Origin of the sequence: Kitasatospora sp. NPDC101176 (genome assembly GCF_044768035.1) — a bacterium.
Classification (GTDB): domain Bacteria; phylum Actinomycetota; class Actinomycetes; order Streptomycetales; family Streptomycetaceae; genus Kitasatospora.
Map to the genome: position 1 here is coordinate 301315 of NZ_JBIWPA010000006.1, position 26957 is coordinate 328271.

Annotated in this window: 22 protein-coding genes and 2 pseudogenes; 17 read left to right on the plus strand and 7 right to left on the minus strand. The window is 73.8% G+C overall.

Annotated elements, in window-relative coordinates; all coding sequences use genetic code 11:
• Nucleotides 1–99 precede the first annotated feature (99 nt).
• The 3 genes and pseudogenes from ACIRS1_RS13000 to ACIRS1_RS13010 all read left to right on the plus strand — a co-directional run bounded on the left by ACIRS1_RS13000 (nt 100) and on the right by ACIRS1_RS13010 (nt 3767).
• On the plus strand, nt 100–1224 hold the full coding sequence (locus tag ACIRS1_RS13000) for an adenylate/guanylate cyclase domain-containing protein (RefSeq protein WP_360216290.1): 1125 nt from the start codon (nt 100–102) through the stop codon (nt 1222–1224).
• Between the two features lie 290 nt (nt 1225–1514).
• Nucleotides 1515–2672 (plus strand): annotated as a pseudogene (locus ACIRS1_RS13005) (diguanylate cyclase domain-containing protein); the annotation flags it as partial.
• A gap of 732 nt (nt 2673–3404) precedes the next feature.
• Nucleotides 3405–3767, plus strand: coding sequence for a hypothetical protein (locus tag ACIRS1_RS13010; RefSeq protein ID WP_402838933.1), 363 nt, complete (start codon nt 3405–3407; stop codon nt 3765–3767).
• A gap of 42 nt (nt 3768–3809) precedes the next feature.
• On the opposite strand, the gene fdhD is transcribed toward ACIRS1_RS13010, so the two are convergent.
• A complete protein-coding gene (fdhD, locus tag ACIRS1_RS13015) occupies nt 3810–4664 on the minus strand; it encodes a formate dehydrogenase accessory sulfurtransferase FdhD (protein WP_402838935.1) in 855 nt (284 codons plus the stop codon).
• Between the two features lie 169 nt (nt 4665–4833).
• Between fdhD and hutH the strand changes: the two genes are divergently transcribed.
• Nucleotides 4834–6417: a histidine ammonia-lyase gene (hutH, locus tag ACIRS1_RS13020; RefSeq protein ID WP_402838937.1), complete on the plus strand. Its 1584-nt coding sequence runs from the start codon at nt 4834–4836 to the stop codon at nt 6415–6417.
• A 42-nt stretch (nt 6418–6459) separates the two neighbouring features.
• On the opposite strand, the gene ACIRS1_RS13025 is transcribed toward hutH, so the two are convergent.
• A complete protein-coding gene (locus ACIRS1_RS13025) occupies nt 6460–6882 on the minus strand; it encodes a hypothetical protein (RefSeq protein ID WP_402838939.1) in 423 nt (140 codons plus the stop codon).
• Between the two features lie 210 nt (nt 6883–7092).
• Between ACIRS1_RS13025 and ACIRS1_RS13030 the strand changes: the two genes are divergently transcribed.
• The 6 genes from ACIRS1_RS13030 (at nt 7093) to hutI (ending at nt 14064) form a co-directional block, all read left to right on the plus strand.
• Nucleotides 7093–7962 (plus strand): MurR/RpiR family transcriptional regulator, encoded by an 870-nt coding sequence (locus ACIRS1_RS13030; protein WP_360216275.1) that lies wholly within the window; start codon nt 7093–7095, stop codon nt 7960–7962.
• 127 nt (nt 7963–8089) lie between these two features.
• The gene (locus tag ACIRS1_RS13035; protein WP_360216272.1) at nt 8090–8413 is read left to right on the plus strand and encodes a hypothetical protein; all 324 of its coding nucleotides are present in this window, start codon (nt 8090–8092) and stop codon (nt 8411–8413) included.
• A 187-nt stretch (nt 8414–8600) separates the two neighbouring features.
• Nucleotides 8601–10256, plus strand: coding sequence for a urocanate hydratase (hutU, locus tag ACIRS1_RS13040; RefSeq protein WP_360216384.1), 1656 nt, complete (start codon nt 8601–8603; stop codon nt 10254–10256).
• 85 nt (nt 10257–10341) lie between these two features.
• The gene (locus ACIRS1_RS13045) at nt 10342–11523 is read left to right on the plus strand and encodes an allantoate amidohydrolase (protein WP_402838962.1); all 1182 of its coding nucleotides are present in this window, start codon (nt 10342–10344) and stop codon (nt 11521–11523) included.
• Nucleotides 11514–12863 carry a formimidoylglutamate deiminase gene (locus ACIRS1_RS13050; protein WP_360216269.1) on the plus strand — a complete coding sequence of 450 codons (1350 nt, stop codon included), beginning with the start codon at nt 11514–11516 and terminating at the stop codon, nt 12861–12863. Before ACIRS1_RS13045 ends, ACIRS1_RS13050 begins: the two co-directional genes overlap by 10 nt.
• A 34-nt stretch (nt 12864–12897) precedes the next feature.
• A complete protein-coding gene (gene hutI / locus ACIRS1_RS13055) occupies nt 12898–14064 on the plus strand; it encodes an imidazolonepropionase (RefSeq protein ID WP_402838941.1) in 1167 nt (388 codons plus the stop codon).
• 69 nt (nt 14065–14133) lie between these two features.
• Here hutI and ACIRS1_RS13060 read toward each other — a convergent pair whose 3' ends face one another.
• Together ACIRS1_RS13060 and ACIRS1_RS13065 are read right to left on the minus strand one after the other, a co-directional pair.
• Entirely contained in the window at nt 14134–16221 is a 2088-nt protein-coding gene (locus ACIRS1_RS13060; protein WP_402838942.1) for a prolyl oligopeptidase family serine peptidase, read from the minus strand.
• 165 nt (nt 16222–16386) lie between these two features.
• Entirely contained in the window at nt 16387–17895 is a 1509-nt protein-coding gene (locus tag ACIRS1_RS13065) for an oligopeptide:H+ symporter (protein ID WP_360216260.1), read from the minus strand.
• A 329-nt stretch (nt 17896–18224) separates the two neighbouring features.
• Between ACIRS1_RS13065 and ACIRS1_RS13070 the strand changes: the two genes are divergently transcribed.
• Both ACIRS1_RS13070 and ACIRS1_RS13075 read left to right on the plus strand, forming a co-directional pair.
• Nucleotides 18225–18899 (plus strand): response regulator transcription factor, encoded by a 675-nt coding sequence (locus tag ACIRS1_RS13070; RefSeq protein ID WP_030290974.1) that lies wholly within the window; start codon nt 18225–18227, stop codon nt 18897–18899.
• A gap of 63 nt (nt 18900–18962) precedes the next feature.
• Entirely contained in the window at nt 18963–20207 is a 1245-nt protein-coding gene (locus ACIRS1_RS13075) for an ATP-binding protein (protein WP_402838944.1), read from the plus strand.
• A 24-nt stretch (nt 20208–20231) separates the two neighbouring features.
• Here ACIRS1_RS13075 and ACIRS1_RS13080 read toward each other — a convergent pair whose 3' ends face one another.
• Both ACIRS1_RS13080 and ACIRS1_RS13085 read right to left on the minus strand, forming a co-directional pair.
• Complete coding sequence (locus ACIRS1_RS13080; RefSeq protein ID WP_402838946.1) at nt 20232–20924, minus strand: ester cyclase; 693 nt, start codon at nt 20922–20924, stop codon at nt 20232–20234.
• 104 nt (nt 20925–21028) lie between these two features.
• On the minus strand, nt 21029–21574 hold the full coding sequence (locus ACIRS1_RS13085) for a GtrA family protein (RefSeq protein ID WP_360216252.1): 546 nt from the start codon (nt 21572–21574) through the stop codon (nt 21029–21031).
• A gap of 258 nt (nt 21575–21832) precedes the next feature.
• Between ACIRS1_RS13085 and ACIRS1_RS13090 the strand changes: the two genes are divergently transcribed.
• The 4 genes from ACIRS1_RS13090 to ACIRS1_RS13105 all read left to right on the plus strand — a co-directional run bounded on the left by ACIRS1_RS13090 (nt 21833) and on the right by ACIRS1_RS13105 (nt 25297).
• The gene (locus ACIRS1_RS13090; protein WP_402838949.1) at nt 21833–22972 is read left to right on the plus strand and encodes a 5-(carboxyamino)imidazole ribonucleotide synthase; all 1140 of its coding nucleotides are present in this window, start codon (nt 21833–21835) and stop codon (nt 22970–22972) included.
• Entirely contained in the window at nt 22969–23493 is a 525-nt protein-coding gene (gene purE, locus ACIRS1_RS13095) for a 5-(carboxyamino)imidazole ribonucleotide mutase (protein ID WP_360216248.1), read from the plus strand. Before ACIRS1_RS13090 ends, purE begins: the two co-directional genes overlap by 4 nt.
• 36 nt (nt 23494–23529) lie before the next feature.
• A complete protein-coding gene (locus ACIRS1_RS13100; protein WP_402838951.1) occupies nt 23530–24753 on the plus strand; it encodes a dipeptidase in 1224 nt (407 codons plus the stop codon).
• Between the two features lie 118 nt (nt 24754–24871).
• Nucleotides 24872–25297 carry a CoA-binding protein gene (locus ACIRS1_RS13105; protein WP_360216243.1) on the plus strand — a complete coding sequence of 142 codons (426 nt, stop codon included), beginning with the start codon at nt 24872–24874 and terminating at the stop codon, nt 25295–25297.
• 25 nt (nt 25298–25322) lie between these two features.
• On the opposite strand, the gene ACIRS1_RS13110 is transcribed toward ACIRS1_RS13105, so the two are convergent.
• Nucleotides 25323–26660, minus strand: a complete 1338-nt coding sequence (locus ACIRS1_RS13110; RefSeq protein WP_360216237.1) for a UDP-glucose/GDP-mannose dehydrogenase family protein — start codon at nt 26658–26660, stop codon at nt 25323–25325.
• A gap of 178 nt (nt 26661–26838) precedes the next feature.
• Between ACIRS1_RS13110 and ACIRS1_RS13115 the strand changes: the two are divergent.
• A pseudogene (locus ACIRS1_RS13115) lies at nt 26839–26957 on the plus strand (acyl-CoA dehydrogenase); the annotation flags it as partial.

The window sequence follows — 26957 nt, forward strand, 5'->3', positions numbered from 1 at the left end:
CTGGCAGCGGTGTGAGGCGCGCCACTGCCCGCCGGGTGGCGGGCGCGCCCGGACAGGCAGGACACGAGGCGAGTGCGGCGACCGCACGGGGACGGACCGGTGGCAGAGGACGGCAGCAGCGGCGGAACGGCGGGCACCCACGACCCCACGGTCGCGCTCGAACTGGAACGTCTGATCCTGGACGCGCCACGCCGCTACACCCCGTACCAGGCCGCGCGCGCCGCCGACGTCCCGATGGAGCTGGCCACCCGGTTCTGGCGGGCGATGGGCTTCCCCGACATCGGGCAGTCCCGGGCGCTGACCGACGGCGACGTGATCGCGCTGCGCCGCCTGGCCGGCCTGGTCGAGTCCGGTCTGCTCAGCGAGTCGATGGCGATCCAGGTGGCCCGGTCCACCGGGCAGACCACCGCGCGGCTGGCCGGCTGGCAGATGGACACCTTCCTGGAGAACCTCACCCAGTCCGTCGAACCCGGGCTGACCCGGGCCGACGTGGCGTACCCACTGGTCGAGCTGCTGCTGCCGGAGCTGGAGCAGTTCCTGGTCTACGTCTGGCGCCGGCAGCTCGCCGCCGTCACCGGCCGGGTCGTCCAGGCCGCCGAGGACCACGAGATCACCAGCGGCCGGCTGGCGGTCGGCTTCGCCGACCTGGTCGGCTTCACCCGGCTGTCGCGCCGGCTGGAGGAGGAGGAGCTCGGCGAGCTCGTCGAGACCTTCGAGAACACCTGCTCCGACCTGATCGCCGGTCAGGGCGGCCGGGTCATCAAGACGCTCGGCGACGAGATCCTCTACGTCTCCGAGGACCCGGTGACCGCCGCCGAGATCGCGCTCAGCCTGATCGAGGCGCTCGCCGAGGACGACACCATCCCCGCGCTGCGGGTCGGCATGGCCTTCGGCACGGTCACCTCCCGGATGGGCGACGTCTTCGGCACCACCGTCAACCTGGCGAGCCGACTCACCTCGATCGCGCCCAAGGACGCGGTGCTGATCGACGGCGAGTTCGCCGCCGCGCTGGAGCAGAACGGCAGCGTCGCCCCGGCCGACGTGGACGGGCCCGGCCTGGCGGAGGCGCTGTCCGCGGCGGCCGGGATGCCCGCCTCCGGCCTGCCGGTGCCGGGCCCGGACGCCGGGCACCGCTTCCACCTCCAGCCGATGTGGCGCCGGCCGGTGCGCGGGCTCGGGCTGGTCGAGCCGTGGCTGCTGTCGCGGCGGCTCAAGCCGGAGTAGGCCCGGGGTTCCGTGCTCCCGGTGCCGAATGGTTGAAACCCGTACGGCCTGGTGCGGGTTCGTCCCCGCAAACGGGGCATAACCGAACGAAACCGCCATAGTCTTGGTTGCAAGCGGCCGGACGGGTGCGGTCGTGACGGGGGTCTGGCAGGACCGGACACAGGGAGCGAGGCGAACCGGTGGGCGGCGAGGCGATCATGACGGACCGCGGCTGCGACTGCGGTGGCTCGCGGCACCCCGACCCGCTCCCCGACCTGCGGCTGCAGTCGGTGGTCGAGCTCGCCCAGGACATGGCCGGAGCGCTCACCCCGCTGGAGGCCGTCCGGGCCGCCGCCGTCCGGGCCACCGAGGCGCTCGGCGCCACCATGACGGCGGTCTCCGTCTGGGACCGCGAATCGGGCCGGCTGAGGGTCCTCGTCAACCACGGGGAGCTCGCGCCGGGCGAGGAGGAACTGCCCGAGGACGAGTCCTACCCGGTCGCCGACTTCCCCGAGATCGTCACCTACCTGGAGGAGCGCTGGACCACCGGGCGCCTTCCGCGCGCCTGGTTGCAGACCGCCGAGAACACCGAACCGCACACCGGGCACGCGCACCCCACCGCCGGCGCGTACTGCCAGGAGCGCGCCGCGGCGCTGCGCCGGCGCGGCCGGGCCTGCTGCGTGGTCGCGCCGATCGTCCTGCACGGGCAGGCCTGGGGCGAGCTCTACCTCGCCCGCAGCGTCGGGATGCCCGAGTTCACCGAGGCCGACGCCGACTACGCCACCCTGCTGGCCGCCCAGGTGTCGGCCGGTCTGGCCCAGACCGAACGCCTCGCCGACCTGCGCAAGCTCGCCTTCTCCGACCCGCTCACCGGCCTCGCCAACCGGCGCGCCGTCGACGCCCGGCTGGAGAGCGCCCTCGCCGCCCACAACCGCGACAACACCGTGGTCTCGCTCGTGGTCTGCGACGTCAACGGGCTCAAGCGGGTCAACGACCAGCTCGGCCACGAGATGGGCGACCGGCTGCTGGAACGGTTCGCCCACCAGCTGTCGCTGGCCGCCGCCAAGCTGCCCGGCAGCCTCGCCGCCCGGCTCGGCGGCGACGAGTTCTGCCTGCTGGCGGAGGGGCAGAAGGCCGACGAGGTGGTCGTCGTCGCCGAGGAGCTGTGCGCCCGGGCCCTCGCCCTGTCCGAAGGGGAGGGGGTCGCCTGCGGCGTCGCCTCCACCGGCGACTCCATCGGCCCCGTCACCACCCCCGACCGGCTCTTCCGGCTCGCCGACGCCGCCCAGTACCGGGCCAAGGCCGCCCGCGCCGCCCACCCCGTCGTCGCCGGGCGCAGCCACGGCCCCGGCTTCGCCCCGGACCCGACCGTGCTGCTGGCCGACGCCGCCGACCCGCACCACCGGGCCGACGGGCGGCCCCGCGGCGGCGGCCGGGCGGGCGCGGGCGACCGGCGGCGGTTCCGCGGCGCCGCCCACAGCGCCGACCCCGGCCAGCTGCTCACCGCCGTCCTCGCCGGCCTGGACCGGGCCGCCGGCGCCAGGGCCGTCCACCCCGCCGACACCCTCGCCAAGCTCGTGGTCGTCGCCGAGTCCTCCGCCCGGCTGCTCGACGCGGTCGGCTGGTGGATCTCCTACGTCCCGCCCGGCTCCCAGCTCATGCGCACCGCCCAGCACGCCGTCTACCGGATGACCAGCGGCCCCAGCAGCGTCCGGGCCGAGACCCAGCGCGCCCAGATCGAGGCCCCCGACGCCGTCTTCGACCTGCGTCACTACCCGATGACCCGGCGGGCCGTCCGCGGCGGCGCCTTCGCCCTGCGGGCGGGCGCGGCCGGCAACGACCCGGCCGAGGAGGCCATGCTCGTCGTCTCCGGCTACCGCGGGATGGTCGCGGCGGGCGGCCAGAACCCGGCGGGCGGCTGGCTGGTCGAGCTCTTCGCCGACGACGCCACCCTTCCGCTCGGTCAGGCCGCCTGCGCCATGCGGGCCCTCGTGGCCGTGGCGCTGTCCGGGCCGACCTCGCCGCCGGCGGGCTGACGGCGGGCCGCGGGAGCCGGCCCCCGGCGGTTCTGTGCCGGTTCGGTGACCGCCGTGTTGCGGGTGGGTCGCGGTCCGCGCCCGGGGGGTGGTGGGGGCCGCCCGGTGGTGGGACGGTGTCCGCTGGATCGGCGCGGCGGGCGCGCCGGGGACGGGGTGCGGGCCGTGGGCAGACGACTGGTGGGCGTGGCGGTGGCCGGGGCGCTGGTGCTCGGTGGCGGGGTGGCGCTGGCCGCGCCCGCCTCGGCGGTGCCGGTGGTGCGGACGGCGGACGCGCCGGCGGCGGGTGCGGGTGCGGGCAGCGCGGCGGGTACGCCGGCGGAGGGCGCCCGGCAGGTGCGGGTGGTGGCCGGGGCGCACCGGATCTCGGACCTGGCCGGCTCCAAGTCCAAGTCGAAGAGCAAGAAGAAGAAGGGCTTCTTCGCCGGGGTGATCGGCAAGGTCATCGGCTTCCTCGTGGTGCTCCTGCTGGTCGCCGTGCTGGTGGTCCTGGTGGTGCGGCTCAGGCGCCGGGACGGCCGGTCCTAGGGCCTCCCCGGGCCGGCGCCCCCCCCGGGGCCCCGTCCGGACTCAGGCCGGGACGGGCGGGGCGGCCGCGGGCTCGCTGATCCGGTCCGGCCGGGTGTACACGTTCGCGCTCTCCCCGCGCAGGAAGCCGACCAGCGTGAGGCCCAGCTCCTCGGCCAGGTCCACCGCGAGCGAGGACGGGGCCGAGACGGCCGCCAGCAGCGGCACGCCCGCCAGCGCGGCCTTCTGGGTCAGTTCGAACGAGGCCCGGCCGCTGACCAGCAGGACGTGCCCGGTCAGCGGCAGCCGGCCCTCGCGCAGGGCCCAGCCGACCACCTTGTCCACCGCGTTGTGCCGTCCGACGTCCTCGCGGGCGCAGAGCAGCTCCCCGGTGACGGCGTCGAACAGACCGGCCGCGTGCAGGCCGCCGGTGGACTCGAAGGTGCGCTGGGCGGCCCGCAGCCGGTCCGGCAGGCCGTACAGCAGGGACGGCGGGACGGTCAGCGGGTCCTCGCCGACGGGGTGGCGGACGTGGGTGCGCACCGCGTCCACGGTGTCCCGGCCGCAGAGGCCGCAGGCGCTGGTGGTGAGCAGGTTGCGGTGCGCGGAGAGCGGCAGGGGGCGGGCCGCGCCGCGCAGGGTGGCGTCGACGACGTTGTACGTGTTGGCGCCGGCCTCGTCCGTCCCGGCGCAGTAGCGCAGCGCGGCGAGCTCCTCCGCGGTGTGCACCAGCCCCTCGCCGACCAGGAACCCGGCCACCAGGTCGAAGTCCTGCCCGGGGGTGCGCATGGTGACGGTCAGCGGTTCGCCGCCGAGCCTGATCTCCAGCGGTTCCTCCGCCGCCAGGGCGTCCGGCCGCACTCCGCGCCCGTCCCCCCGCAGCCGCACCACGCGCCGCCTCGCCGTCGCCCGCGTCATCGCCCCGCCACCTCCGTACGTGTCCCGTGACCACCAGCCTGCGGCATGGCGGCGGCCGCCGGCCAACCGCCCCGTCCCGGCCCGGCGTGCGGCGCGGGACGGGGCGGCGGAAAATCCGAATGGCGAGCAGCTGTTGTCATATTCCCATTCACCTGATGTGATGGTGTATATGGATATGCACAGTGCTGTGGCCCCCGACGCTCCGCTGGTCCAGGTCGGCAAGGCCGACGTCAGCGCGGAGGACGTGCTGGCCGTCGCCCGGGGCAACGCCCGGGTCGAGATCGGCCCCGATGCCCTGGCCGAGATGGCGACCGCCCGGGCCCGGATCGACGCCCTCGCGGCCGAGCCGCGCCCCGTCTACGGCGTGTCGACCGGATTCGGCGCGCTCGCCGTCCGGCACATCAGCCCCGAGCTGCGTGCGCAGCTGCAGCGCTCGCTGGTGCGCTCGCACGCCGCCGGCATGGGCCCCGCGGTCGAGCGCGAGGTCGTCCGGGCGCTGATGTTCCTGCGGATGAAGACGCTGGCCTCCGGCCGCACCGGGGTCCGCCCGCTGGTCGCGCAGACCATGGCCGCCCTGCTCAACGCGGGCATCACCCCGGTGGTCCGGGAGTTCGGCTCGCTCGGCTGCTCCGGTGACCTCGCGCCGCTGTCGCACTGCGCGCTGGCCCTGATGGGCGAGGGCGTGGCCGCCGGCCCGGACGGCGTGGAGAAGCCCGCCGGCGAGCTGCTCGCCGCCGCCGGCATCGAGCCGGTCGAGCTGCTGGAGAAGGAGGGCCTGGCCCTCATCAACGGCACCGACGGCATGCTCGGCATGCTCGTGATGGCGATCGCCGACCTCCAGCGCCTGTTCACCACCGCCGACATCACCGCCGCGATGACCCTGGAGGCGCTGCTCGGCTCCGACAAGGTGCTCGCCCCCGAGCTGCACGCGCCGATCCGCCCGCACCCGGGCCAGGCGCTGAGCGCCGCCAACATGCTGGCCGTCCTCAAGGACTCCGGCCTCACCGGCCACCACCAGGACGACGCGCCGCGCGTCCAGGACGCCTACTCGATCCGCTGCGCCCCGCAGGTGGCCGGCGCCGGCCGCGACACCCTGGCGCACGCCCAGCTCGTCGCCTCCCGCGAACTGGCCGCCTCGGTCGACAACCCGGTGGTGCTGCCGGACGGCCGGGTCGAGTCCAACGGCAACTTCCACGGCGCCCCGGTGGCGTACGTGCTGGACTTCCTGGCCATCGCCGCCGCCGACCTCGGGTCGATCTCCGAGCGCCGCACCGACCGACTGCTCGACAAGGCCCGCTCGCACGGCCTGCCGGCCTTCCTGGCCGACGACCCGGGCGTGGACTCCGGCCTGATGATCGCGCAGTACACCCAGGCGGCACTGGTCAGCGAGAACAAGCGGCTCGCCGTCCCGGCCTCGGTCGACTCGATCCCGTCCTCCGCGATGCAGGAGGACCACGTGTCGATGGGCTGGTCGGCCGCCCGCAAGCTGCGCCAGGCCGTCGACAACCTCGGCCGGATCCTCGCCGTGGAACTCACCGCGGCCGCCCGGGCGCTGGAGATCCGTCAGCAGGCCGACGAGTCGGGCCGCGTCGCCCCGGCCACCGCGGCCGCCATGGCCGCCGCCCGGGAGGCGGGCGTCGGCGGCGCCGGCCGCGACCGCTTCCTCTCGCCGGACCTGGAGGCCGCCGCCGCGCTGGTCGCCTCCGGCGGGCTGGTCCGGGCGGTGGAGGGGGTCACCGGGCCGCTGGCCTGACCACCCGCCGGGGCGCTGAACAGGCCGACCGGCCCCGCCCCGTCAGTCCCAGTCGCTCCGCGGGGAGCGCCGCGCCTCGTCGCGGTGCTCCCGGCGGTCGGCGAAGGCGGCGGCGAAGTTGACCCCGACGATGCCCGCCCAGCTGACCAGGATCCCGACGAAGCCGCCGCCCGACGGGCTGCTCGCGATCCCGGTCAGCGGGATGCCGAGGACCAGCGAGATCACCGCGAGCCTGGTCCCCGGGCGGCCGGGCCCCCGGCCCTGCCGGCGGGGGTGGTGGCGGTGGGCGGGCCCGTACTCGTCCATCCGCTCGTCCACCCGGCGGTCCAGACGGGCGTCCATCCGGGACTCCATCCGGCTCAGGAACGAGTCGACCAGCTCCGACTCGTACTCCTTGCCGAGTTCCTTGCGGGCCTGCAGGGTGGCGTCGAGGTCGCGGCGCAGTTCGTCCTGGCGAGTGTTCATACGGGCAAGCCTGCAATCCGCGGCGGAGCCGGGTCCATCCGTTCGCCGGGGAATCCGGGCGGGCTCAGGGGGAAATCAGGGTTACCCCGAGCCGCCGTCCGCCCCTCGGGACGTCCCACGCGGCGTTCCGCCGTACGAGACGTCTTTGCCAGGCGCGACGCGCTGCTGCACAGTCGTCGTCCGAACCGCTCGCACCCGGAGGTACCGCTGATGACCGCCATCGACGAGGCCGGCTCGGTCGGCCCCTCCTCCCGGCTGCTCCAGCTGTTCGAGGGCCACCGGCTCACCCCGACCCAGCGGCGCATCGCGCACTCCCTGGTCCGGCACGCCACCGAGGCGCCGTTCCTCTCCAGCGTCGAGGTCGCCGAGCTGGCCGGGGTCAGCCAGCCCTCCGTCACCCGCTTCGCGGTCGCCCTCGGCTACGACGGCTACCCGGCGCTGCGCCGGCAGCTGCGCGAACTCGGCGCGGGCGAGGCCGTCGCCCCGGAGACCCCGGACGACGCGGTGCGCAACGAGCACCAGCAGGCGGTGCTCGCCGAGATCGCCCACCTGCGCCACCTCGCCGAGCTGCTCGCCGACCCCGAGCCGATCATCCGGGCCGCCCGGCTGCTCGCCGCCTCCCGGCCGCTGCCGGTGCTCGGACTGCGGGCGGCCTCCGCGCAGGCGCGCGGCTTCGCCTACTTCGCCGCCAAGGTGCACCCCGACATCCGGCTGCTCGACGAGGGCGGCAGCATGCTCGCCGACCGGCTGGAGCAGGCGAGCGCCGCCGGCGCCACCGCGCTGCTCTGCTTCGCCCTGCCGCGCTACCCGCGGGAGCTGATGGACGCGCTGGCGGTGGCCCGCGAGTGCGGTCTGACGGTGCTGACCGTCGCGGACAGCGCCTTCGCGCCGGTCGCCAAGCTCTCCGACCTGATGCTGCCGGCCGCCGTCGGCACCGGGCTGGTCTTCGACACGGCGTGCGCGCCGATGATGCTCGGCCGGGTGCTGCTGCAGAGCATGTGCGACGAGATCCCGGGCGCGGAGGCCAGGCTGGAGGCCATCGAGCAGTCGGCGGCGGCGCGCGGCCTGTTCCTGGAGTAGGCGCGGCCCCGCCCGGGCGGGGGCCCTGCCCGGGCGCCGGCCCCGCCCGGTGGGCGCGCCCGCAGTGGGCCGGATCGTGAGTAGTCGTCACGAACCCGGGCATCCCCTACTGCAGGGGGTGCCGCCCATGCGCGTGATCCACGAGATGAAGTTCGTCGCCCGCCTGGCCTCGGGGGCCGACGAATGGTCCTGCCCCACCTGCGGACGCCGCGTCACCCTGCGGCGCCTGCCCGATCCCGAACTGACCGTCCTCGATCCGGGAGACGACTCCGCCGTCCACGTCGGCGTCATCGAGCCGGACGCCCGGGCCGCCGCGGAGGCGGTCGAGAAGTACGGCCTGGGCCCGGTGCAGAACATCCCCCGCCCGCCGTCCCCGCCCGCGCCCGACGCCGACGACCGCCGCTGGCTCGCCGAGATCGGCATCGACTGGGACGGCGGCGCGGCCGCCTGAGGCCCGCCCGGCAGGCCCGTTCCGACGTGTCGGGACGGGCGCTTCGGCGTGCCTGGGGGCCGGTGCGGGCCGGGGCTGATCGGATTGCCCAGGGGTCTGGTCGAGGACTGAATGTTTGGATATATTCAGTCGAGCCAAGTCTGAATGAAATCATCCGCAGGGAGGCCAGGACATGGTGCAGCAGCAGGTGAGCGGTCCGCGCGAGGTGCGTGCGGCACGCGGTACGGGGCTGACGGCGCAGGGGTGGCAGCAGGAGGCTGCCCTGCGGATGCTGATGAACAACCTCGACCCCGAGGTCGCCGAGCACCCCTCCAAGCTGGTGGTGTACGGCGGCACCGGCAAGGCGGCCCGGGACTGGCGCTCCTTCGACGCCATGGTCCGGACCCTGGAGACCCTCAAGCAGGACGAGACCATGCTGGTCCAGTCCGGCCGCCCGGTCGGCGTCATGCAGACCCACGAGTGGGCGCCGCGGGTGCTCATCGCCAACTCCAACCTGGTCGGCGACTGGGCCAACTGGGAGGAGTTCCGCCGCCTGGAGAGCCTCGGGCTCACCATGTACGGCCAGATGACCGCCGGCTCCTGGATCTACATCGGCACCCAGGGCATCCTGCAGGGCACCTACGAGACCTTCGCGGCCGTCGCCAACAAGCGCTTCGACGGCACCCTCGAGGGCACGATCACCCTCACCGCCGGCCTCGGCGGCATGGGCGGCGCCCAGCCGCTGGCCGTCACCATGAACGGCGGCGTGGCGATCTGCATCGACTGCGACCCGTCCCGGATCTCCCGCCGGATCGAGCACCGCTACCTGGACGTCGAGGCCAAGAACCTCTCCCACGCGCTGGAGCTCGCCACCGCCGCCCGCGACAAGCGCCAGCCGCTTTCCATCGGCCTGCTGGGCAACGCCGCCGAGCTGTTCCCGCAGCTGCTCGCGATGGACGCGCCGATCGACATCGTCACCGACCAGACCAGCGCGCACGACCCGCTGAGCTACCTGCCGGTGGGCGTCGACTTCGACGACATGGCGACCTACGCGGCCGAGAAGCCCGCCGAGTTCACCACCCGCTCGCGCGAGTCGATGGCCAGGCACGTCGAGGCCATGGTCGGCTTCCAGGACCGCGGCGCCGAGGTCTTCGACTACGGCAACTCGATCCGCGGCGAGGCCCAGCTGGCCGGCTACGACCGGGCGTTCGCCTTCCCCGGCTTCGTCCCCGCGTACATCCGCCCGCTGTTCTGCGAGGGCAAGGGCCCGTTCCGCTGGGCGGCGCTGTCCGGTGACCCGCAGGACATCCACAAGACCGACAAGGCCGTCCTCGACCTCTTCCCGGAGAACGAGTCGCTCGCCCGCTGGATCAAGATGGCCCAGGAGAAGGTGCACTTCCAGGGCCTGCCGGCGCGCATCTGCTGGCTCGGCTACGGCGAGCGCGACAAGGCCGGCGAGCGCTTCAACGACATGGTCGCCTCCGGCGAGCTGTCCGCACCGCTCGTGATCGGCCGCGACCACCTGGACTGCGGCTCGGTCGCCTCCCCGTACCGCGAGACCGAGGCGATGCTGGACGGCTCCGACGCCATCGCCGACTGGCCGCTGCTCAACGCCATGGTCAACGTGGCCTCCGGCGCGTCCTGGGTCTCCATCCACCACGGCGGCGGCGTCGGCATCGGCCGCTCGATCCACGCCGGTCAGGTCACCGTCGCCGACGGCACCGCGCTGGCCGGCGAGAAGATCCGCCGGGTGCTCACCAACGACCCGGGCATGGGCGTCATCCGGCACGTCGACGCCGGCTACGACCGGGCCGTCGAGGTCGCCGACGAGCGCGGCGTGCGCGTCCCGATGGGCGAGCTGTGAGCGAGCGGAGCCTGAAGGGCCGCGCGGTGCGCGACGCGGGTGCCGGGCGCGGCGAGGCGGTCGCGTGACGTCCTCCTTCGAAGAGATGTGGGCGGAGCTGCTCCCCGTGGGCCGCTCCGCCGCCTCCGGCGGCTACCGCCGCTTCGCCTGGAACTTCGCCGACGCCGAGTGCCGCGCCTGGTTCGAACAGCAGGCCCGTGACCGCGGCCTGACCTACGAGCTGGACCGCAACGGCAACCAGTGGGCCTGGCTGGGCGATCCGGCCGCGGGCGGGGCGGTCGTCACCGGCTCGCACCTGGACTCCGTCCCGGACGGCGGCGCCTTCGACGGCCCGCTCGGCGTGGTCTCCTCCTTCGCCGCGCTGGACGAGCTGCGCGGCCGGGGAGCGGAGCTCGACCGTCCGCTGGCGATCGTCAACTTCGGTGACGAGGAGGGCGCCCGGTTCGGCGTGGCCTGCATCGGCTCCCGGCTCTCCGCCGGCGTGCTCTCCCGTGAGCAGGCGTACGAGCTGCGCGACGCCGACGGCGTCCGGCTGCCCGACGCGATGGAGCGGGCCGGCTACGACCCGACCGCGCTCGGCGCGGACGACGACCGGCTGGCCCGGATCGGCGCCTTCGTCGAACTCCACGTCGAGCAGGGCCGCCTCCTCACCGAGGAGCAGCCGGTCGGCGTGGCCAGCGCGATCTGGCCGCACGGCCGCTGGCGGTTCGACTTCCACGGCGAGGCCAACCACGCCGGCACCACCCGGATCGAGGACCGCCGCGACCCGATGCTGACGTACGCCAACACCGTGCTCTCCGCCCGCAAGAAGGCGCGGCTGGCGGGTGCCCTGGCCACCTTCGGCAAGGTCGCGGTCGAGCCCAACGGCACCAACGCGATCGCCTCGCTGGTGCGCGGCTGGCTGGACTCCCGGGCCGCCGACGAGCGCACCCTGGCCGCGCTGGTCGACGAGATCGAGCAGGCCGCCGCCGAGCGCGGCGAGCGCGACGGCGTCCGGGTCGAGCTGACCCGGGAGTCCTACACCCCGGTGGTGGACTTCGACGGCCCGCTGCGCGACCGGCTCGCCAAGCTGCTGGACGCCCCGGTGCTGCCCACCGGGGCGGGACACGACGCCGGGATCCTGGCGTCGGCGATCCCGACCGCCATGCTGTTCGTGCGCAACCCCACCGGGGTGTCGCACTCCCCGGCCGAGCACGCCGAGGAGGCGGACTGCCTGGCCGGCGTCACCGCCCTCGCCGACGTACTGGAGGACCTGGCGTGTCAGTGACCTACTGGGCGCAGTACGCCTGGCTGCCCCACCCGAACGGTCCGGTGGTCGAGCGGGACGTGCTGATCGCCGTCGGCCCCGACGGCCGGACCACCGCGGTGACGCCGGAGAGCGGGCCCTGCCCGCCCGGCGCCGTCCGCCTCGACGGGCTGCTGCTGCCCGGCCAGGCGAACGCCCACTCGCACGCCTTCCACCGGGCGCTGCGCGGCCACGTCCAGGTCGGCTCCGGCACGTTCTGGACCTGGCGCGACACCATGTACCGGTTCGCCGGGGCGCTCGACCCGGACCGCTACCTGGCGCTCGCCACCGCCGTCTACGCCGAGATGGCGCTGGCCGGGATCACCGCCGTCGGCGAGTTCCACTACCTGCACCACGCGCCCGGCGGCGCCCGGTACGACGACCCCAACGCGATGGGCGAGGCGCTGATCGAGGCCGCCGCGCGGGCCGGCATCCGGATCACCCTGCTCGACACCTGCTATCTGTCCGCGGGCTTCGGCGCCGAGCCGACCAAGCCCCAGCAGCGGTTCAGCGACGGCGACGCCGACGCCTGGGCCGAGCGGGCGGACGCGCTCAAGCCCCGCGAGCACGCCCGGATCGGCGCCGCCATCCACTCGGTGCGGGCCGTGCCGGCCGAGCAGCTGGGCACCGTCGCGCAGTGGGCGGCGGCGCGCAAGGCGCCGCTGCACGTCCACCTGTCCGAGCAGACCGCCGAGAACGAGGCCTGCCTCGCCGCGCACGGCGTCACCCCGACCCGGCTGCTGGCGGACCACGGCGCGCTCGGCCCGCGGACCTCGGCGGTGCACGCCACCCACCTCACCGACGAGGACGTCCGGCTCCTCACCGACACGTCCACCACCATCTGCATGTGCCCCACCACCGAGCGGGACCTCGCGGACGGCATCGGCCCGGCCCGCCGGCTGGCCTCCGCGGGCTGCCCGGTCACCCTGGGCAGTGACAGCCACGCCGTCATCGACCCGTTCGAGGAGGCCCGCGCCCTGGAGCTGGACGAGCGGCTGCGCACCCGCACCCGCGGGCACTGGACGGCCGCCGCCCTGCTGCGGGCCGGCACCGAGGACGGGCACGCCTCGCTCGGCTGGCCGGAGGCCGGCCGGGTCGAGGCCGGCGCCCTGGCCGACTTCACCGTGATCGCGCTGGACTCGGTGCGCACCGCGGGGCCGCCGCCCCGGCTGGGCGCCGAGACGGCCGTCTTCGCGGCCTCCGCCGCCGACGTGCGGCACGTGGTGGTCGGCGGCCGGCAGGTCGTCCGGGACGGCGTGCACCAGCTGGTCGCGGACGTGCCGGGCGCCCTGGGCGCCGCCATCGGCGCGCTGAGCTGCTGATCCGTATCCCCAACCCCGTTCGGAAGGCGTTGTCTTGAGCACCTTGATCACCGGCATCGGCAGCCTGGTCACCAACGACCCAGGGTCCGGCACCGGGCCGCTCGGCCTGCTCACCGACGCGGCCGTGGTGCTGGACGGCGCCACCGTCGCCTGGGTCGGCCCGGCGGCCCAGGCACCGGCCGCCGACGAGCGGTTCGACGCGGCCGGGCGGGCGCTGCTGCCCGGCTTCGTCGACTCGCACGCGCACCTGGTGTTCGCGGGCGACCGCACCGCCGAGTTCAACGCCCGGATGTCCGGGCAGTCGTACAGCGCGGGCGGCATCCGCACCACGGTGGCGGCCACCCGGGCCGCGAGCGACGCCGAACTCGACGCCAACCTGGCCCGGTTCGTCCGGGAGGCGCTGCGGCAGGGCACCACGACCATCGAGTGCAAGTCCGGCTACGGGCTGACCGTCGCGGACGAGGCCCGGGCGCTGCGGATCGCCGCGCAGTACACCCCGGAGACCACCTACCTGGGCGCGCACGTGGTCGCGCCCGAGTACGCCGACGACCCGGCCGGGTACGTCGACCTGGTCACCGGCGAGATGCTGGACGCCTGTGCGCCGCACGCACGCTGGGTGGACGTGTTCTGCGAGAAGGGCGCCTTCGACGGCGACCAGGCACGGGCCGTGCTGACCGCGGGCATCGAGCGCGGCCTCACCCCCCGGGTGCACGCCAACCAGCTCTCCCACGGCCCCGGCGTGCAGCTCGCCGTCGAGCTGGGTGCCGCCTCGGCGGACCACTGCACCCACCTGACGGACGAGGACGTGGCGGCCCTGGCCGGCTCGGGGACGGTGGCGACGCTGCTTCCGGGCGCCGAGTTCTCCACCCGCGCCGAGTACCCGAGCGGCCGGCGGCTGCTCGACGCGGGCGCCGTGGTGGCGCTCTCCACGGACTGCAACCCGGGCTCCAGCTTCACGAGTTCGATGGCGTTCTGCATCGCGGTCGCGGTGCGCGAGATGGGCATGACGCCGGACGAGGCGGTCTGGGCGGCCACGGCCGGCGGTGCGCACGCGCTGCGGCGCACCGACGTCGGGTCGGTCACCGTCGGTGCGCGCGCCGACCTGCTGCTGCTGGACGCCCCCTCGCACGTCCACCTGGCCTACCGGCCGGGCGTGCCGCTGACGGCGGCGGTCTGGCGGTCGGGCGTGCGGGAGGTCTGAGCACCGCACGGGGGAGTCCCCGCGTCGCCGGGGTGGCCGGCGCGGGGGCTCCGTCACGCCCGGGGCCGGTCAGCCGCGGGCGAGCCCCAGCGAGCGCCTCAGGAACTCCACCTGGTGGTGGTGGATGTTCTCCGCCACCGACTCGTCGCTCGGGGTGTGGGTGGTGGCGCAGAGCGGGAGGACCTCGTGCGGGCGGCCGGCGGCGAGCAGGGCCGCGGACAGCCGCAGGGCGTGGACGGGCAGGACGTTGTCGTCGGCGAGGCCCTGCACCAGCAGCAGCGGGCGGACCAGCCGCGGCGCGTCGGCGATCAGCGAGCAGGCGTCGTAGTGCTCGGGGTGCTCGGCGGGGTGGCCGAGGAAGCGCTCCTGCCAGTGGGTGTCGTACAGCCGCTGGTCGGTGGGCGGCGCGCCGGCGACGGCCGCGTGGAAGACGTCCGGGCGGCGCAGCACGGCGAGCGCCGCGAGGTAGCCGCCGTAGGACCAGCCGCGGATGCCGACCCGGTCGAGGTCGAGCAGGCCGGGCCGCAGCCGGGCGGTCTGCCGCAGGCCGTCGACCTGGTCCTCCAGGGCGGGGCCGGCCTTGTCGCCCCGGACGCTCTTCTCCCAGTGCGGGCCGCGCCCCGGGGTGCCGCGGCCGTCGACGACCAGCACCGCGAAGCCCTGGTCGGCGTACCACTGCGCCAGCAGGTCGTACCACTGGCCGCCGGTGTCGACGATCTGCTGGGCGGGCCCGCCGTACGGGGCGAGCAGGACGGGCAGCGGCCCCGCGCCGGCCCGGTGGCCGGTGGGCAGGTACAGCGCGGCGCGCAGGTCGCGCGGGCCGAGGCGGAGCAGTTCGGGCCGGGCGGTGAGCACCGGCGGCTGCGCGTACGAGGTGAGCGGGAAGGCCCGGCCGTCGCGGTGGACGGTGCCGAGGCCGGAGGGGTGGCCCGCCCGGCGGGTGGTGAGCACCAGGGTGCCGGCGCGCCGGGTGCCGGTGTGCAGCCCCGGGCCCTCGCTGAGCCGCCGGACGCCCTCGGCCGGGTGGTGGCTCCAGAGGTGGGTCTCGACGGGATCGTCCTGGGCGGTGAAGAGCACCTGCTCGCCGTCCGTCCCGAGCACCCGGGCCAGCTGCAGCCCGGGCGGGGTGACGGGCACGCCGTCGACGGTGAGGTGCCGGGTGCCGTCGAGGTCGGCGGCGTCGACGAGTGCTCCGGAGGCGGTGCGCACCGGCAGGCCGGGGACGAGTTCGACCCAGTGCTCGTCGCGCCGTTCGGCGAGCAGCCGGGTGGTGCCGTCCGGTTCGACGGCGAGGGTGCGCAGGGTGCGCTGGTCACGGCTCTGGACGGCGGCGTACGGGCCGTGCGCGTCCCAGCCGGCGGCGGTGAGGTACTCGTGGGCCTCGCGGTCCCAGCGGACCTCGGTGCGGCCGCCGTCGACGCCGAGCAGCCAGAGCGAGACCTCCGCGTTGGCGGTGCCGGCCAGCGGGTAGCGGATCGCGCGCGGCGGCCGCTGCGGCTCGGCCGGGTCGGCGAGGAAGAGCCGGCCGACCGGGCGCGGGTCGACGCGGGCGACCAGCAGCGCGGTGCCGTCCGGGGACCACCAGTGGCCGCGGTCGCGGTGCATCGACTCGGCGGCGACGTGCTCGGCGACGCCGTACGTCACCTCCTCGGCCTCCGGTTCGGCGAGCGCCCGATCGGGTCCGCCGTCGAGGTCGGCCACCCGCAGGGCGCCGTCGCAGGAGTAGGCGATCCGGCGGCCGGTCGGGTCGATCCGCGGGTCGTACACCCCGGGGGCGGTCGGCACGGCGCGGACGGTGCCCGCGGCGGCGTCGGCGAGCCAGAGGGAGCCGCCGAGGGTGAAGGCGGCGAGCCGGCCGGTGGCGTCGGTGCTGAAGGCGGTGATGCCGGAGCCCGCGACCCGGGCGCGTTCGCGGCGGATCCGTTCGGCCTCGGGGAGCCCGCCGCCGCCCTCGCCGAGCGCGGCCGGGTCGGCGACCAGGCGTTCCGCGCCGGTGGCGGTGTCGAGCGCCCAGAGCCGGGCGACCGGGTCGGTGCCCGCCCGGCTTCGCAGGAACAGGACGGTGGTGCCGTCGGCGGTGATCAGGGGCTGGGTGGGCGCGCCCAGGGTGAGGCGCCGGGTGCGGGCGAGCTGGCGGGGGAGGGAGTCGGTCGGCATGGCGGGCACCATAGGCAGACCGGGCCCGCCGCGGTCGAGTGGATTTCCGGACCCGCCGGTCGGGCCGTGCGGGCGGGCCGCGGGAGGCGGGGGAAAACGGCCGGGGCCGGCGCGGATCTCAGGAATCCGCACCGGCCCCGGAGCGTGTGCCCGGTCGTCAGGACGTCAGTGGACGTCGCCCATGAGCTTGACGACCCTCTTGCGGTACAGCCACAGCGCGACACCGGCGAGTATCGCCATGGCGCCCTGCACCGCGAAGTACGAGGTGCTGCCGACCACGTCGTCGCCCAGCACGAGCTGGAAGATGGCGGCGACGCAGTCACCCGCGGTGACGGCGAGGAACCAGACGCCCATCATCTGGCTGGCGTACTTGGTGGGCGCCAGCTTGGTGGTGACGGACAGGCCGACGGGGGAGAGCGTGAGCTCACCGACGGTCTGGACCAGGTAGACCATGGCCAGCCAGAGCGGGGTGACCTTGGTGCCGCCGGTGGCGGCGGCCATCGCCAGCATCATGACGATGAAGGAGGCGCCGATCATCAGCAGGCCGAAGGCGAACTTCGTGGTGGTGCTGGGGTTCTTCGACCGGCGGGCCAGGGCGACCCAGAACCAGGCGAAGACCGGGGCCAGCGCCATGATGTACAGCGGGTTGAGCGACTGGAACCAGCTGGACGGGAAGTCGAACCCGAACAGCGTGGACGCGGTGTGGTCGTCCGCGAAGATGCTCAGCGTCGAGCCGGACTGGTCGTAGATCATCCAGAACACGGCGGCGGCGACGAAGAACCAGATGTAGCCGCTCATCCGGGACTGCTCGGTGGCGTCGAGGTCCTTGTCGCGCTTCACCTTGGCGAAGACGAAGACCGGGATCGCGATGCCCGCGATGGACAGCGGCCAGAGCACCCAGTCGATGGTGAAGGAGCCGCTCGCGACGAGCGCGCCGTAGATGACCGCGGCGATGCCCAGCCAGATGCCGGCCTTCGTGAAGATCGCGCGCTTCTCGGCCGCGGAGATCGGCGAGGCGACGACGTCGCTCTTGGGGCTCAGGTGGCGGGTGCCGAGCAGGAACTGGCCGAGGCCGAGGGCCATGCCGACGCCGGCCAGGGCGAAGCCGAGGTGCCAGCTGACGTTCTGGCCGATGGTGCCGATGACCAGCGGGGCCGCGAAGGCGCCGAGGTTGATGCCCATGTAGAAGACGGTGAAGCCACCGTCACGGCGCGGGTCGTTCGGGCCGTCGTACAGGTGGCCGACCATCGTGGAGATGTTGGCCTTGAGCAGGCCGGAGCCGATCGCGATCAGGGCGAGGCCGGCGAAGAACGAGCCACTGAACGGCACGGCCAGCAGGAAGTGGCCGATCATGATGATCGTGCCGCCGACCGCCACGGTCTTGCGGGCGCCGAGGAAGCGGTCCGCGATCCAGCCGCCGGGGAGGGCGAGCAGGTAGACCATCGCCGTGTAGACGCTGTAGATGGCGGTGGCGACGGCCATCTTCATGCCGAGGCCGCCGTCCGCGATGGAGGCGGTCATGTAGAGCACCAGCAGGGCGCGCATGCCGTAGTAGCTGAAGCGCTCCCACATCTCGCTCATGAAGAGAGTGGCGAGACCTCGGGGGTGGCCGAGGAAGGTCTTGCCGCTGGGAGAGGCCGACGCGAGGTCGGCGTCCAGGGTCGTAGACGCCATGTGTAGGGGTTCCTTGCCTGACAGCGTCCGCCAAGGGGGGTGGCGGCGGACGTGGACGGAACCACTCTACGTGGCCATATTTGGAGTTATCGGATGACAAAAGCCACGAATTAGGTATGGGAATGGTAAAGCCTGCAGAAGATCTGCCCGGTCTATCCATGGTAGACGGGCACCTCTTCCTTCGGTTTCAAGATCCAAAGGTGAATTCTTCGCCGAACGGGCGGTTGGCAACGGTCTGTTGAGTGCTAGGAAGTCCTTGTATAACGATCACACTCTGTGAACTACCTCACAAGGCGGTCGGGCATACCCCGGCGGACTACCATCACCACATGACCTGTGTGCTGCTCGCCGAGGACGATCCGGCGATCTCCGAACCGCTCGCCCGGGCCCTGCGACGTGAGGGCTACGAGGTGCTCGTCCGCGAGGACGGTCCGACCGCACTCGCCGCCGGCCTCACCGAGGAGGTCGACCTCGTCGTCCTCGACCTCGGGCTGCCCGAGATGGACGGCCTGGAGGTCTGCCGCCGCCTGCGCGCCGACGGCAAGAGCTGCCCCGTTCTGGTGCTCACCGCCCGTGCGGACGAGGTCGACACCGTGGTCGGCCTGGACGCCGGCGCCGACGACTACGTCACCAAGCCCTTCCGGCTGGCCGAACTGCTCGCCCGGGTCCGGGCCCTGCTCCGGCGCGGCAACGTCGACCAGCTCACCACCGGCGCGCACGGCGTCAAGATCGACATCGAGTCCCACCGGGCCTGGCTCGGCGAGGAGGAGCTCACCCTCTCCGCCAAGGAGTTCGAGCTGCTGCGCGTGCTCGTCCGGGACGCCGGCCGGGTGGTCACCCGGGAGGAGATCATGCGGCAGGTCTGGGACACCACCTGGTGGACCTCCACCAAGACCCTCGACATGCACATCTCCTGGCTCCGCAAGAAGCTCGGCGACGACGCGGCGAACCCGCGCTACATCGCCACCGTGCGCGGGGTGGGCTTCCGGTTCGAGAAGAATTAGCCCCGTACGGAGATCGCGGCCGGGTACCGGCCGGTGGAGCAGCACACCTCGGGGAGCGGCAGCGTGAAACGCCGGATGATCAACTCGCTGCTGGGCGTCGTCCTGGTGGTGGTCGTGGTGTTCTGCGTCCCGCTCGCCCTCGTCGAGAAGCGCACCATCGTCAACTCGGCCCAGGACCGGGTGGACGCGGCCGCCGTCCGGGTGCTCGCGCTCGTCGAGAACCGGCTGAACGCCGGCGAACCGGTCACCGGCCGGGCCTTCGACAACCAGGTCACCGAGGGCAGCTACGTCGAGGTGCAGATCCCCGGCCAGGAGGTCGTCTCCACCGGTGAGCGGCCGGCCGGGGACCACCTGCTGAAGGCCGTCGAGCGCGGCAACAGCGGCGAGGTCGTCACCGTCGAGCAGTCCCGCGAGGACGTCGACCACCAGATCGCCAACATGCTGCTGCTGCTCGGCGTGGTCGCCCTGCTGGCCGTCCAGGCCGCGGTGGCGCTCGCCGTCTGGCAGGCCAAGCGGCTCGCCCGCCCGCTCACCGACCTCGCCGAGACCGCGGAACGGCTCGGCTCGGGGGACCCACGACCGCGCGACCGCCGCTACGGGGTGCCCGAGCTCGACCGGGTCGCCGAGGTGCTGGACACCAGCGCCGAACGGATCGCCCGGATGCTCACCGCCGAACGCCGGCTCGCCGCCGACGCCTCGCACCAGCTGCGCACCCCGCTCACCGCGCTCTCCATGCGGCTGGAGGAGATCACCGCCCTCGCCGAGGAGCCGGAGACCGTCAAGGAGGAGGCGACCATCGCCCTCCAGCAGGTCGAGCGGCTCACCGACGTCGTCCAGCGGCTGCTCACCACCCAGCGCGACCCGCGCAGCCCCACCGCCGTCGCCTTCGACCTGGACGAGGTGATCAAGCAGCAGGTGGAGGAGTGGGGCCCGTCGCTGCGCGAGACCGGCCGGGTGCTGTCCCTGGAGGGCCTGCACGGGGTCACCGCGGTCGGCACCCCGGGGACTGTCGCCCAGGTGCTGGCCACCCTGATCGAGAACTCGCTGATGCACGGCGCCGGGACGATCACCCTGCGGGTGCGGCCCTCCGGCACCTCGGTGGTGGTCGAGGTGCAGGACCAGGGCGCCGGCGTGCCGCCGGACCTCGGCAACCGGGTGTTCGAACGCGCGGTCAGCGGCCGCAACTCGACCGGCATCGGCCTCGCCGTCGCCCGCGACCTCGCGGAGGCGGACGGCGGCCGGCTCGAACTGCTCTCGCTGCGGCCGCCGGTGTTCGCGATCTTCCTCGGCCGCAGCCAGGCGGACTGATCCCCGGGCCGGGAGCCGCGGCCGTCAGCCGGGCATCATGCCGAGCTGGCGCATCAGGCCCATGACGTCCCACTGCCACCAGCCCTCGCAGATCATCCCCTGCTCGAAGCGGAAGGTCGTCGTGCCGCGGCCGGTGACGGACCGGCCGGTGTTCGCGGTGCCCATGAAGTCGGCCTTCTGGGTGGCGCGCCAGGTCCACCGGGTGGCGACCTCGTCGCCCTCGGCGATCTGGCTCTCCACGTCGAAGGTGAAGTCGAAGGCGGCGAGGTAGCCGCTGCAGCGCTCCTTGAAGGCCGCCCGGCCGACGGCGTCGCCCTCGCTGGCGTAGTCGTGGTCGCGGTAGCCGGCGGTCATGCACTCGTCGATCACGCCGAGGTCGCCCGCGGCCAGCCCGTCGAGCACCCGGCCCGCGGTGGCCTTGTTGAACGCCGCGTCACGGACCACGTCGAGGTCGGTGAAGGTCGGCGGTGCGTCGCAGAGCGCGACCATCTCGCGGAAGATCCGGTCGGTCTCGGGCAGGCCCGAGTTCCTCATCGCCTCCTCGTACGAGGCGAACTCGACGATCTCCACGACGTGCTTGCTGTCGGCGCGGTCGGTGGCGACCACCGCGTGGCCGGCCGTCCGCCGGCCCCTGGTCTGCTCGGCCCAGCTGTCCATCAGCCGGTTGAGGTCGTCGAGCCTGTCGGTCCTGCAGTCGATGATCTGGACGAACGCCATGGCGATCCTCCCGGGGACCCCCCTCGGCCTCGATCGTCCGCCTGCCGCGCTCGCCCTCGGTCACCACTGTCCTCCGGCGGGCGGCGGTCCGGCAAGCGGGGGGCCTACTCGGCCTTGGCGTACCGGATCTGCTCGGCGGCCAGCATCATCTCGGCCTGCTCGGCGAGCTCCTGCCCGCTGGCGGCGTCCGCCGGCTGCCCCGTCCCGGGCAGCTCCTTGAACACCCAGGTCCGGTAGGAGACGAAGCGGAAGACGGTGGCCACCGCGAGGCCGGCGACCTTGGCGCCCAGCTGCTCGTAGTGCGAGTCCAGGCCCAGCACGTACACCGAGAAGCCGAGCACGCCGGTCTCGATCAGCATGCCGATGCCGCTGTAGACCAGGAAGAGGGTGATCTCGCGCTTGCGCGAGGCGGCGTCGCGGTCGCGGTACAGCCAGTAGCGGTAGCCGAGGTAGTTGCTGGCGATGGCGACCAGGGTGGCCGCGATGTTGGACCGCAGCGAGGCCAGGTGCAGGCCGTTGATGCAGATCCAGAAGACGGCGAAGTTGACCACCACGCCACTCAGGCCGACCAGGCCGAACTTCACCACTTCGCCCGAGAGCCCGCGCAGTTTCTGCGCGAGCGAGGTGCTCGAAGCTGCGGTCGTCGCCATACCGGACTGCCTCCATGTGCGTGCGGGTCGAGAGGGCGGACCGCGGCATCGCGGTCGTCCCTTGAGCCCTGCGTGCACGCACATGATCGGACCGCGTAGACCAGGACCTAGCCGTCCAGGCTACCCGCTTCCGCCGAACGGCTCAGCCGCGAGGGCGCCGGGTTGACATCTACGCGCGTCCGCTCCATGCCGCCCACCAGCGGCTCCACCACCCCCGACCGGCCCGGATATCCTGGCGGCGTGACTTCCCCGGGCAATGTGAATTTTCCAGTGGTGGGCATGATCGGCGGCGGGCAACTGGCCCGCATGGCACACCAGGCGGGCATCCCGCTCGGAGTCAGGTTCAAACTCCTCGCCGACACGCCCCAGGACTCCGCCGCGCAGGTGGTCTCCGACGTCGTCCTCGGTGACTACCGCGACCTCGACACGCTGCGCCGCTTCGCGGCCGGCTGCGACGTGGTGACCTTCGACCACGAGCACGTCCCCACCGAGCACCTGCGGGCCCTGGAGGCCGACGGCATCGCCGTCCGCCCCGGCCCGGACGCGCTCGTCAACGCCCAGGACAAGGGCGTCATGCGGGCCAGGCTCGACTCCATCGGCGTGCCCTGCCCCCGGCACCGGATCGTCGCCGACCCGGCCGACGTCACCGCGTTCGCCGCGGAGGGCGACGGCTACCCCGTCGTGCTGAAGACCGTCCGCGGCGGCTACGACGGCAAGGGCGTCTGGGTCGTCGACGGCGAGGAGGAGGCGGCCGCGCCGTTCCTCGCCGGCGTCGCCGTGCTGGCCGAGGAGAAGGTCGACTTCGTCCGCGAGCTCGCCGCCAACGTCGTGCGCTCGCCCAGCGGCCAGGCCGTCGCCTACCCGGTGGTGGAGAGCGTCCAGGAGAACGGCGTCTGCGCCGAGGTCACCGCCCCCGCGCCCGACCTCGACCCCGCCCTCTCCGACGAGGCCCAGCAGCTCGCCCTGCGGATCGCTGGCGAACTCGGCATCGTCGGCCACCTCGCCGTCGAGCTGTTCCAGACCCGGGACGGCCGGATCCTGGTCAACGAGCTCGCCATGCGCCCGCACAACTCCGGGCACTGGACCCAGGACGGCGCGGTCACCTCGCAGTTCGAGAACCACCTGCGGGCCGTCCTCGACCTCCCGCTCGGCGACCCGAGGCCGCGCGCCCGGTGGACCGTCATGGTCAACGTCCTGGGCGGCGACTACCCGGACATGTACCACGCCTTCCTGCACTGCATGGCCCGCGACCCCGGGCTGAAGATCCACATGTACGGGAAGGACGTGAAGCCCGGCCGCAAGGTCGGCCACGTCAACGTCTTCGGGGACGACCTCGACGACGTCCGCGAGCGAGCCCGCCACGCGGCCGCCTACCTGCGAGGAACGATCACCGAATGACATCCCCGGTTGTTGGCATCGTCATGGGCTCGGACTCCGACTGGCCCGTCATGGAGGCCGCCGCCCAGGCCCTCGACGAGTTCGAGATCCCCTACGAGGTCGACGTCGTCTCGGCGCACCGGATGCCGCGCGAGATGGTCGCCTACGGCGAGAACGCCCACCGACGCGGCCTGAAGGCGATCATCGCGGGCGCCGGCGGCGCGGCCCACCTGCCCGGCATGCTCGCCTCCGTCACCCCGCTGCCGGTCATCGGCGTGCCGGTGCCGCTGCGCTACCTCGACGGCATGGACAGCCTGCTCTCCATCGTCCAGATGCCGGCCGGCGTGCCGGTCGCGACCGTCTCGGTGGCCGGCGCGCGCAATGCCGGCCTGCTCGCCGTGCGCATGCTCGCCGCCTTCGACCCCGAGCTGACCGAGCGGATGACCGAGTTCCAGGCCGAGCTGAACAACCAGGCCACCGAGAAGGGCAAGAAGCTCCGGGCCAAGGTGGCCGGATCCTCCTCCTTCGGCTTCGGCAAGTAGGCCGACCGCCGGGGCGGGTGGGGTAGAACGGCTCACATGACTTCTGAGCCGGACTCCCCCGCCCCGCTGGACCGCGCCCGGGCCCTGCTGCGCACCGCCCCCGTGGTGGACGGCCACAACGACCTCCCGTGGGCCATGCGCGAACAGGCCGGGTACGACCTCGGCGCGCTCGACCTCGCCGCCGACCAGAGCGACCGCCTGCACACCGACCTCGCCCGCCTCGCGGAGGGCGGGGTCGGCGCGCAGTTCTGGTCCGTCTACGTGCCCACCCGGCTGGCCGGCGACCACGCGGTGAGCGCCACCCTGGAGCAGATCGACTTCGTCCACGCCCTGGTCGAGCGCTACCCCGACCGGCTCCGGCTCGCCCGCACCGCCGACGACATGGAGGCCGCCCGCGCCGAGGGCCGGATCGCCTCCCTGATGGGCGCCGAGGGCGGCCACTCCATCGACTGCTCGCTCGCCACCCTGCGGGCCCTGTACGAGCTCGGCGTGCGCTACCTGACGCTCACCCACAACGACAACACCCCGTGGGCGGACTCCGCGACCGACGAGCCGGCGGCCGGCGGCCTGACCCGCTTCGGCGAGGAGGTCGTCCGGGAGATGAACCGGCTCGGCATGCTCGTCGACCTCTCGCACGTCTCCGCCGACACCATGCGCGACGCCCTGCGGGTCACCGAGGCGCCGGTGGTGTTCTCGCACTCCTCCGCCCGCGCGGTCTGCGACCACCCGCGCAACGTCCCCGACGACGTGCTCGCCCAGCTGCCCGCCAACGGCGGCGTGGCGATGGCCACCTTCGTGCCCAAGTTCATCCTGCCCGCCGCCATCGAGTGGACCCTCGCCGCCGACGCCAACATGCGTGCCCACGGCTTCCACCCGCTCGACACCACGCCGGCCGCGATGGACCGCCAGCGCGCCTTCGAGGCCGACAACCCGCGGCCGGCCGCCACCCCGGCCACCGTCGCCGACCACCTCGACCACATGCGCGAGGTCGCCGGTATCGACCACATCGGCATCGGCGGGGACTTCGACGGCACCGCCTTCCTGCCCGAGGGCCTGGACTCGGTGGCCGGCTACCCCAACCTGGTCGCCGAGCTGCTGCGCCGCCGCTGGTCCGAGGGCGACCTCGCCAAGCTCACCTGGCACAACGCCGTCCGCGTGCTGCGCGACGCCGAGTCGGCCGCCGCCGGGCTGCGGGCGCGCCGCCGCCCGTCCATCGCCACCATCGCGCAGCTGGACGGCGCCGGGGACGGGGAGGTCTGACCCGACCGTCCGGCTCGACGGTGCCGACCCGCACCGACCCGTGCTGACGGCGGCCGGGAATGGCCGGGGCCGCGGTGGCGCTGGCTCCGGTGAGTTCCCGGCTGCGAGGAGGCAGGACATGTACGGCGACCCGGAGACGGTCCGGAGGATCCTTACCGAGCTGGGTGACACCTGGGCCGTCGTGGGCCTCTCGTCCAACCGGCGGCGAGCGGCGTACGGCGTCGCCGAGGTGCTGCAGCGCTTCGGCAAGCGGATCGTGCCGGTGCACCCGAAGGCGGAGACGGTGCACGGCGAGCAGGGGTACGCCTCGCTGGCGGACGTCCCGTTCGAGGTCGACGTGGTGGACGTCTTCGTCCGCTCGGACCTCGCCGGCGGGGTCGCGGACGAGGCGGCCGCGATCGGCGCCGCGGCCGTCTGGTTCCAGCTCGGCGTGGTCGACGAGGCCGCGTACGAGCGGACGCGGGCCGCGGGGCTCGCGATGGTGATGGACAAGTGCCCCGCCATCGAGATCCCCCGCCTCGGCCTGGCCGGCCGGTTCGGCTAGCGCCCGTCCGGCGGTGGGGCCGCCGTCAGCTGGGGCGGCCGAGGGCGCGGTACGTCCAGCCCGCGGCGCGCCAGGCCTCGGCGTCCAGCACGTTGCGGCCGTCGAGCAGTCGCCGCTCGGCGACGACGGCGCCCAGCGCCGCCGGGTCCAGCTCGCGGAACTCGCTCCACTCGGTCAGGTGCAGGACGACGTGGGCGCCCTCGGCGGCCTCCAGGGCCGAGGAGGCGTAGGCGAGCGACGGGAACATCTTGCGGGCGTTGTCCACGGCCTTGGGGTCGTAGACGGTGACCTGGGCGCCCTGGAGCTGGATCTGGGCGGCGACGTTGAGCGCGGGGGAGTCCCGGATGTCGTCCGAGTTGGGCTTGAACGCGGCGCCCAGGACGGCCACCCGGCGGCCCAGGAAGCCGCCGTCGCACTGCTCGCGGGCCAGTTCGACCATCCGGGAGCGGCGGCGCATGTTGATCGAGTCGACCTCGCGCAGGAAGGTCAGCGCCTGGTCGGCGCCGAGCTCGCCGGCCCGGGCCATGAAGGCGCGGATGTCCTTGGGCAGGCAGCCGCCGCCGAAGCCGAGGCCGGAGTTGAGGAACTTGCCGCCGATCCGCTCGTCGTGGGCGAGGGCCTTGCTGAGCTGGGTGACGTCCGCGCCGGCCGCCTCGCAGACCTCGGCCATCGCGTTGATGAAGGAGATCTTGGTGGCCAGGAAGGAGTTGGCGGCGGCCTTGACCAGTTCGGCGGTCGCGTAGTCGGTGACCATGAACGGCACCCCGGCCGCGATCGGCTCGGCGTACACCTCGCGCAGCAGCCGCTCGGCGTTCTCGCTGTGGGCGCCGACGACGATCCGGTCCGGCCGCAGGGTGTCCCGGACGGCGAAGCCCTCGCGCAGGAACTCCGGGTTCCAGGCGAGTTCGGCGCCCGCGCCGACCGGGGCCAGGGCGGCCAGCCGCTCGGCCAGCCGGCTCGCCGAGCCGACCGGCACGGTGGACTTGCCGACCACCAGGACCGGGCGGGTCAGGTACGGCGCGAGGTCGTCGATGGCGGTGTCCACGTAGGACATGTCGGCCGCGAACTCGCCCTTGCGCTGGGGGGTGTTGACGCAGATGAACTGCACGTCGCCGAACTCGGCGGCCTCCTGGACGGAGCTGGTGAAGCGCAGCCGGCCGGTCGAGCCCTCGTGCCCGGCCACGTGCTTGAGCAACAGCTCGGACAGGCCCGGCTCGTACATCGGCACCCGGCCGGCGGTCAGCGTGGCGATCTTGTCGGGGTCGATGTCCAGGCCCAGCACCTCGAAGCCGAACTCGGCCATCGCGGCGGCGTGCGTGGCGCCGAGGTAGCCGGTGCCGATCACGGAGATGCGGAGGGTCACGGGTTCCCCTTTGTGCGGACTCGACCTGTACGGGTGCACCTGATGCTATCCGCCCGCCGGAGTCGGCAGGGATCGCCCGGTCACGGGGAACGCTAGGCAGCCGCAGGTCGGAGCCCTAGGATCTCTACTGAACGGTAGTTAACCCGAATTGACTTCGATCACTGGCGAGGCGGGCAACATGGCGGGCGGCGCAGGCGCGGCTGACTTCGATCTCTTCCGTATCTCCGAGGAGCACGGGATGCTCCGTGAGGCGGTGCGTTCGCTGGCCGAGGCGAAGATCGCTCCGTTCGCGGCGGA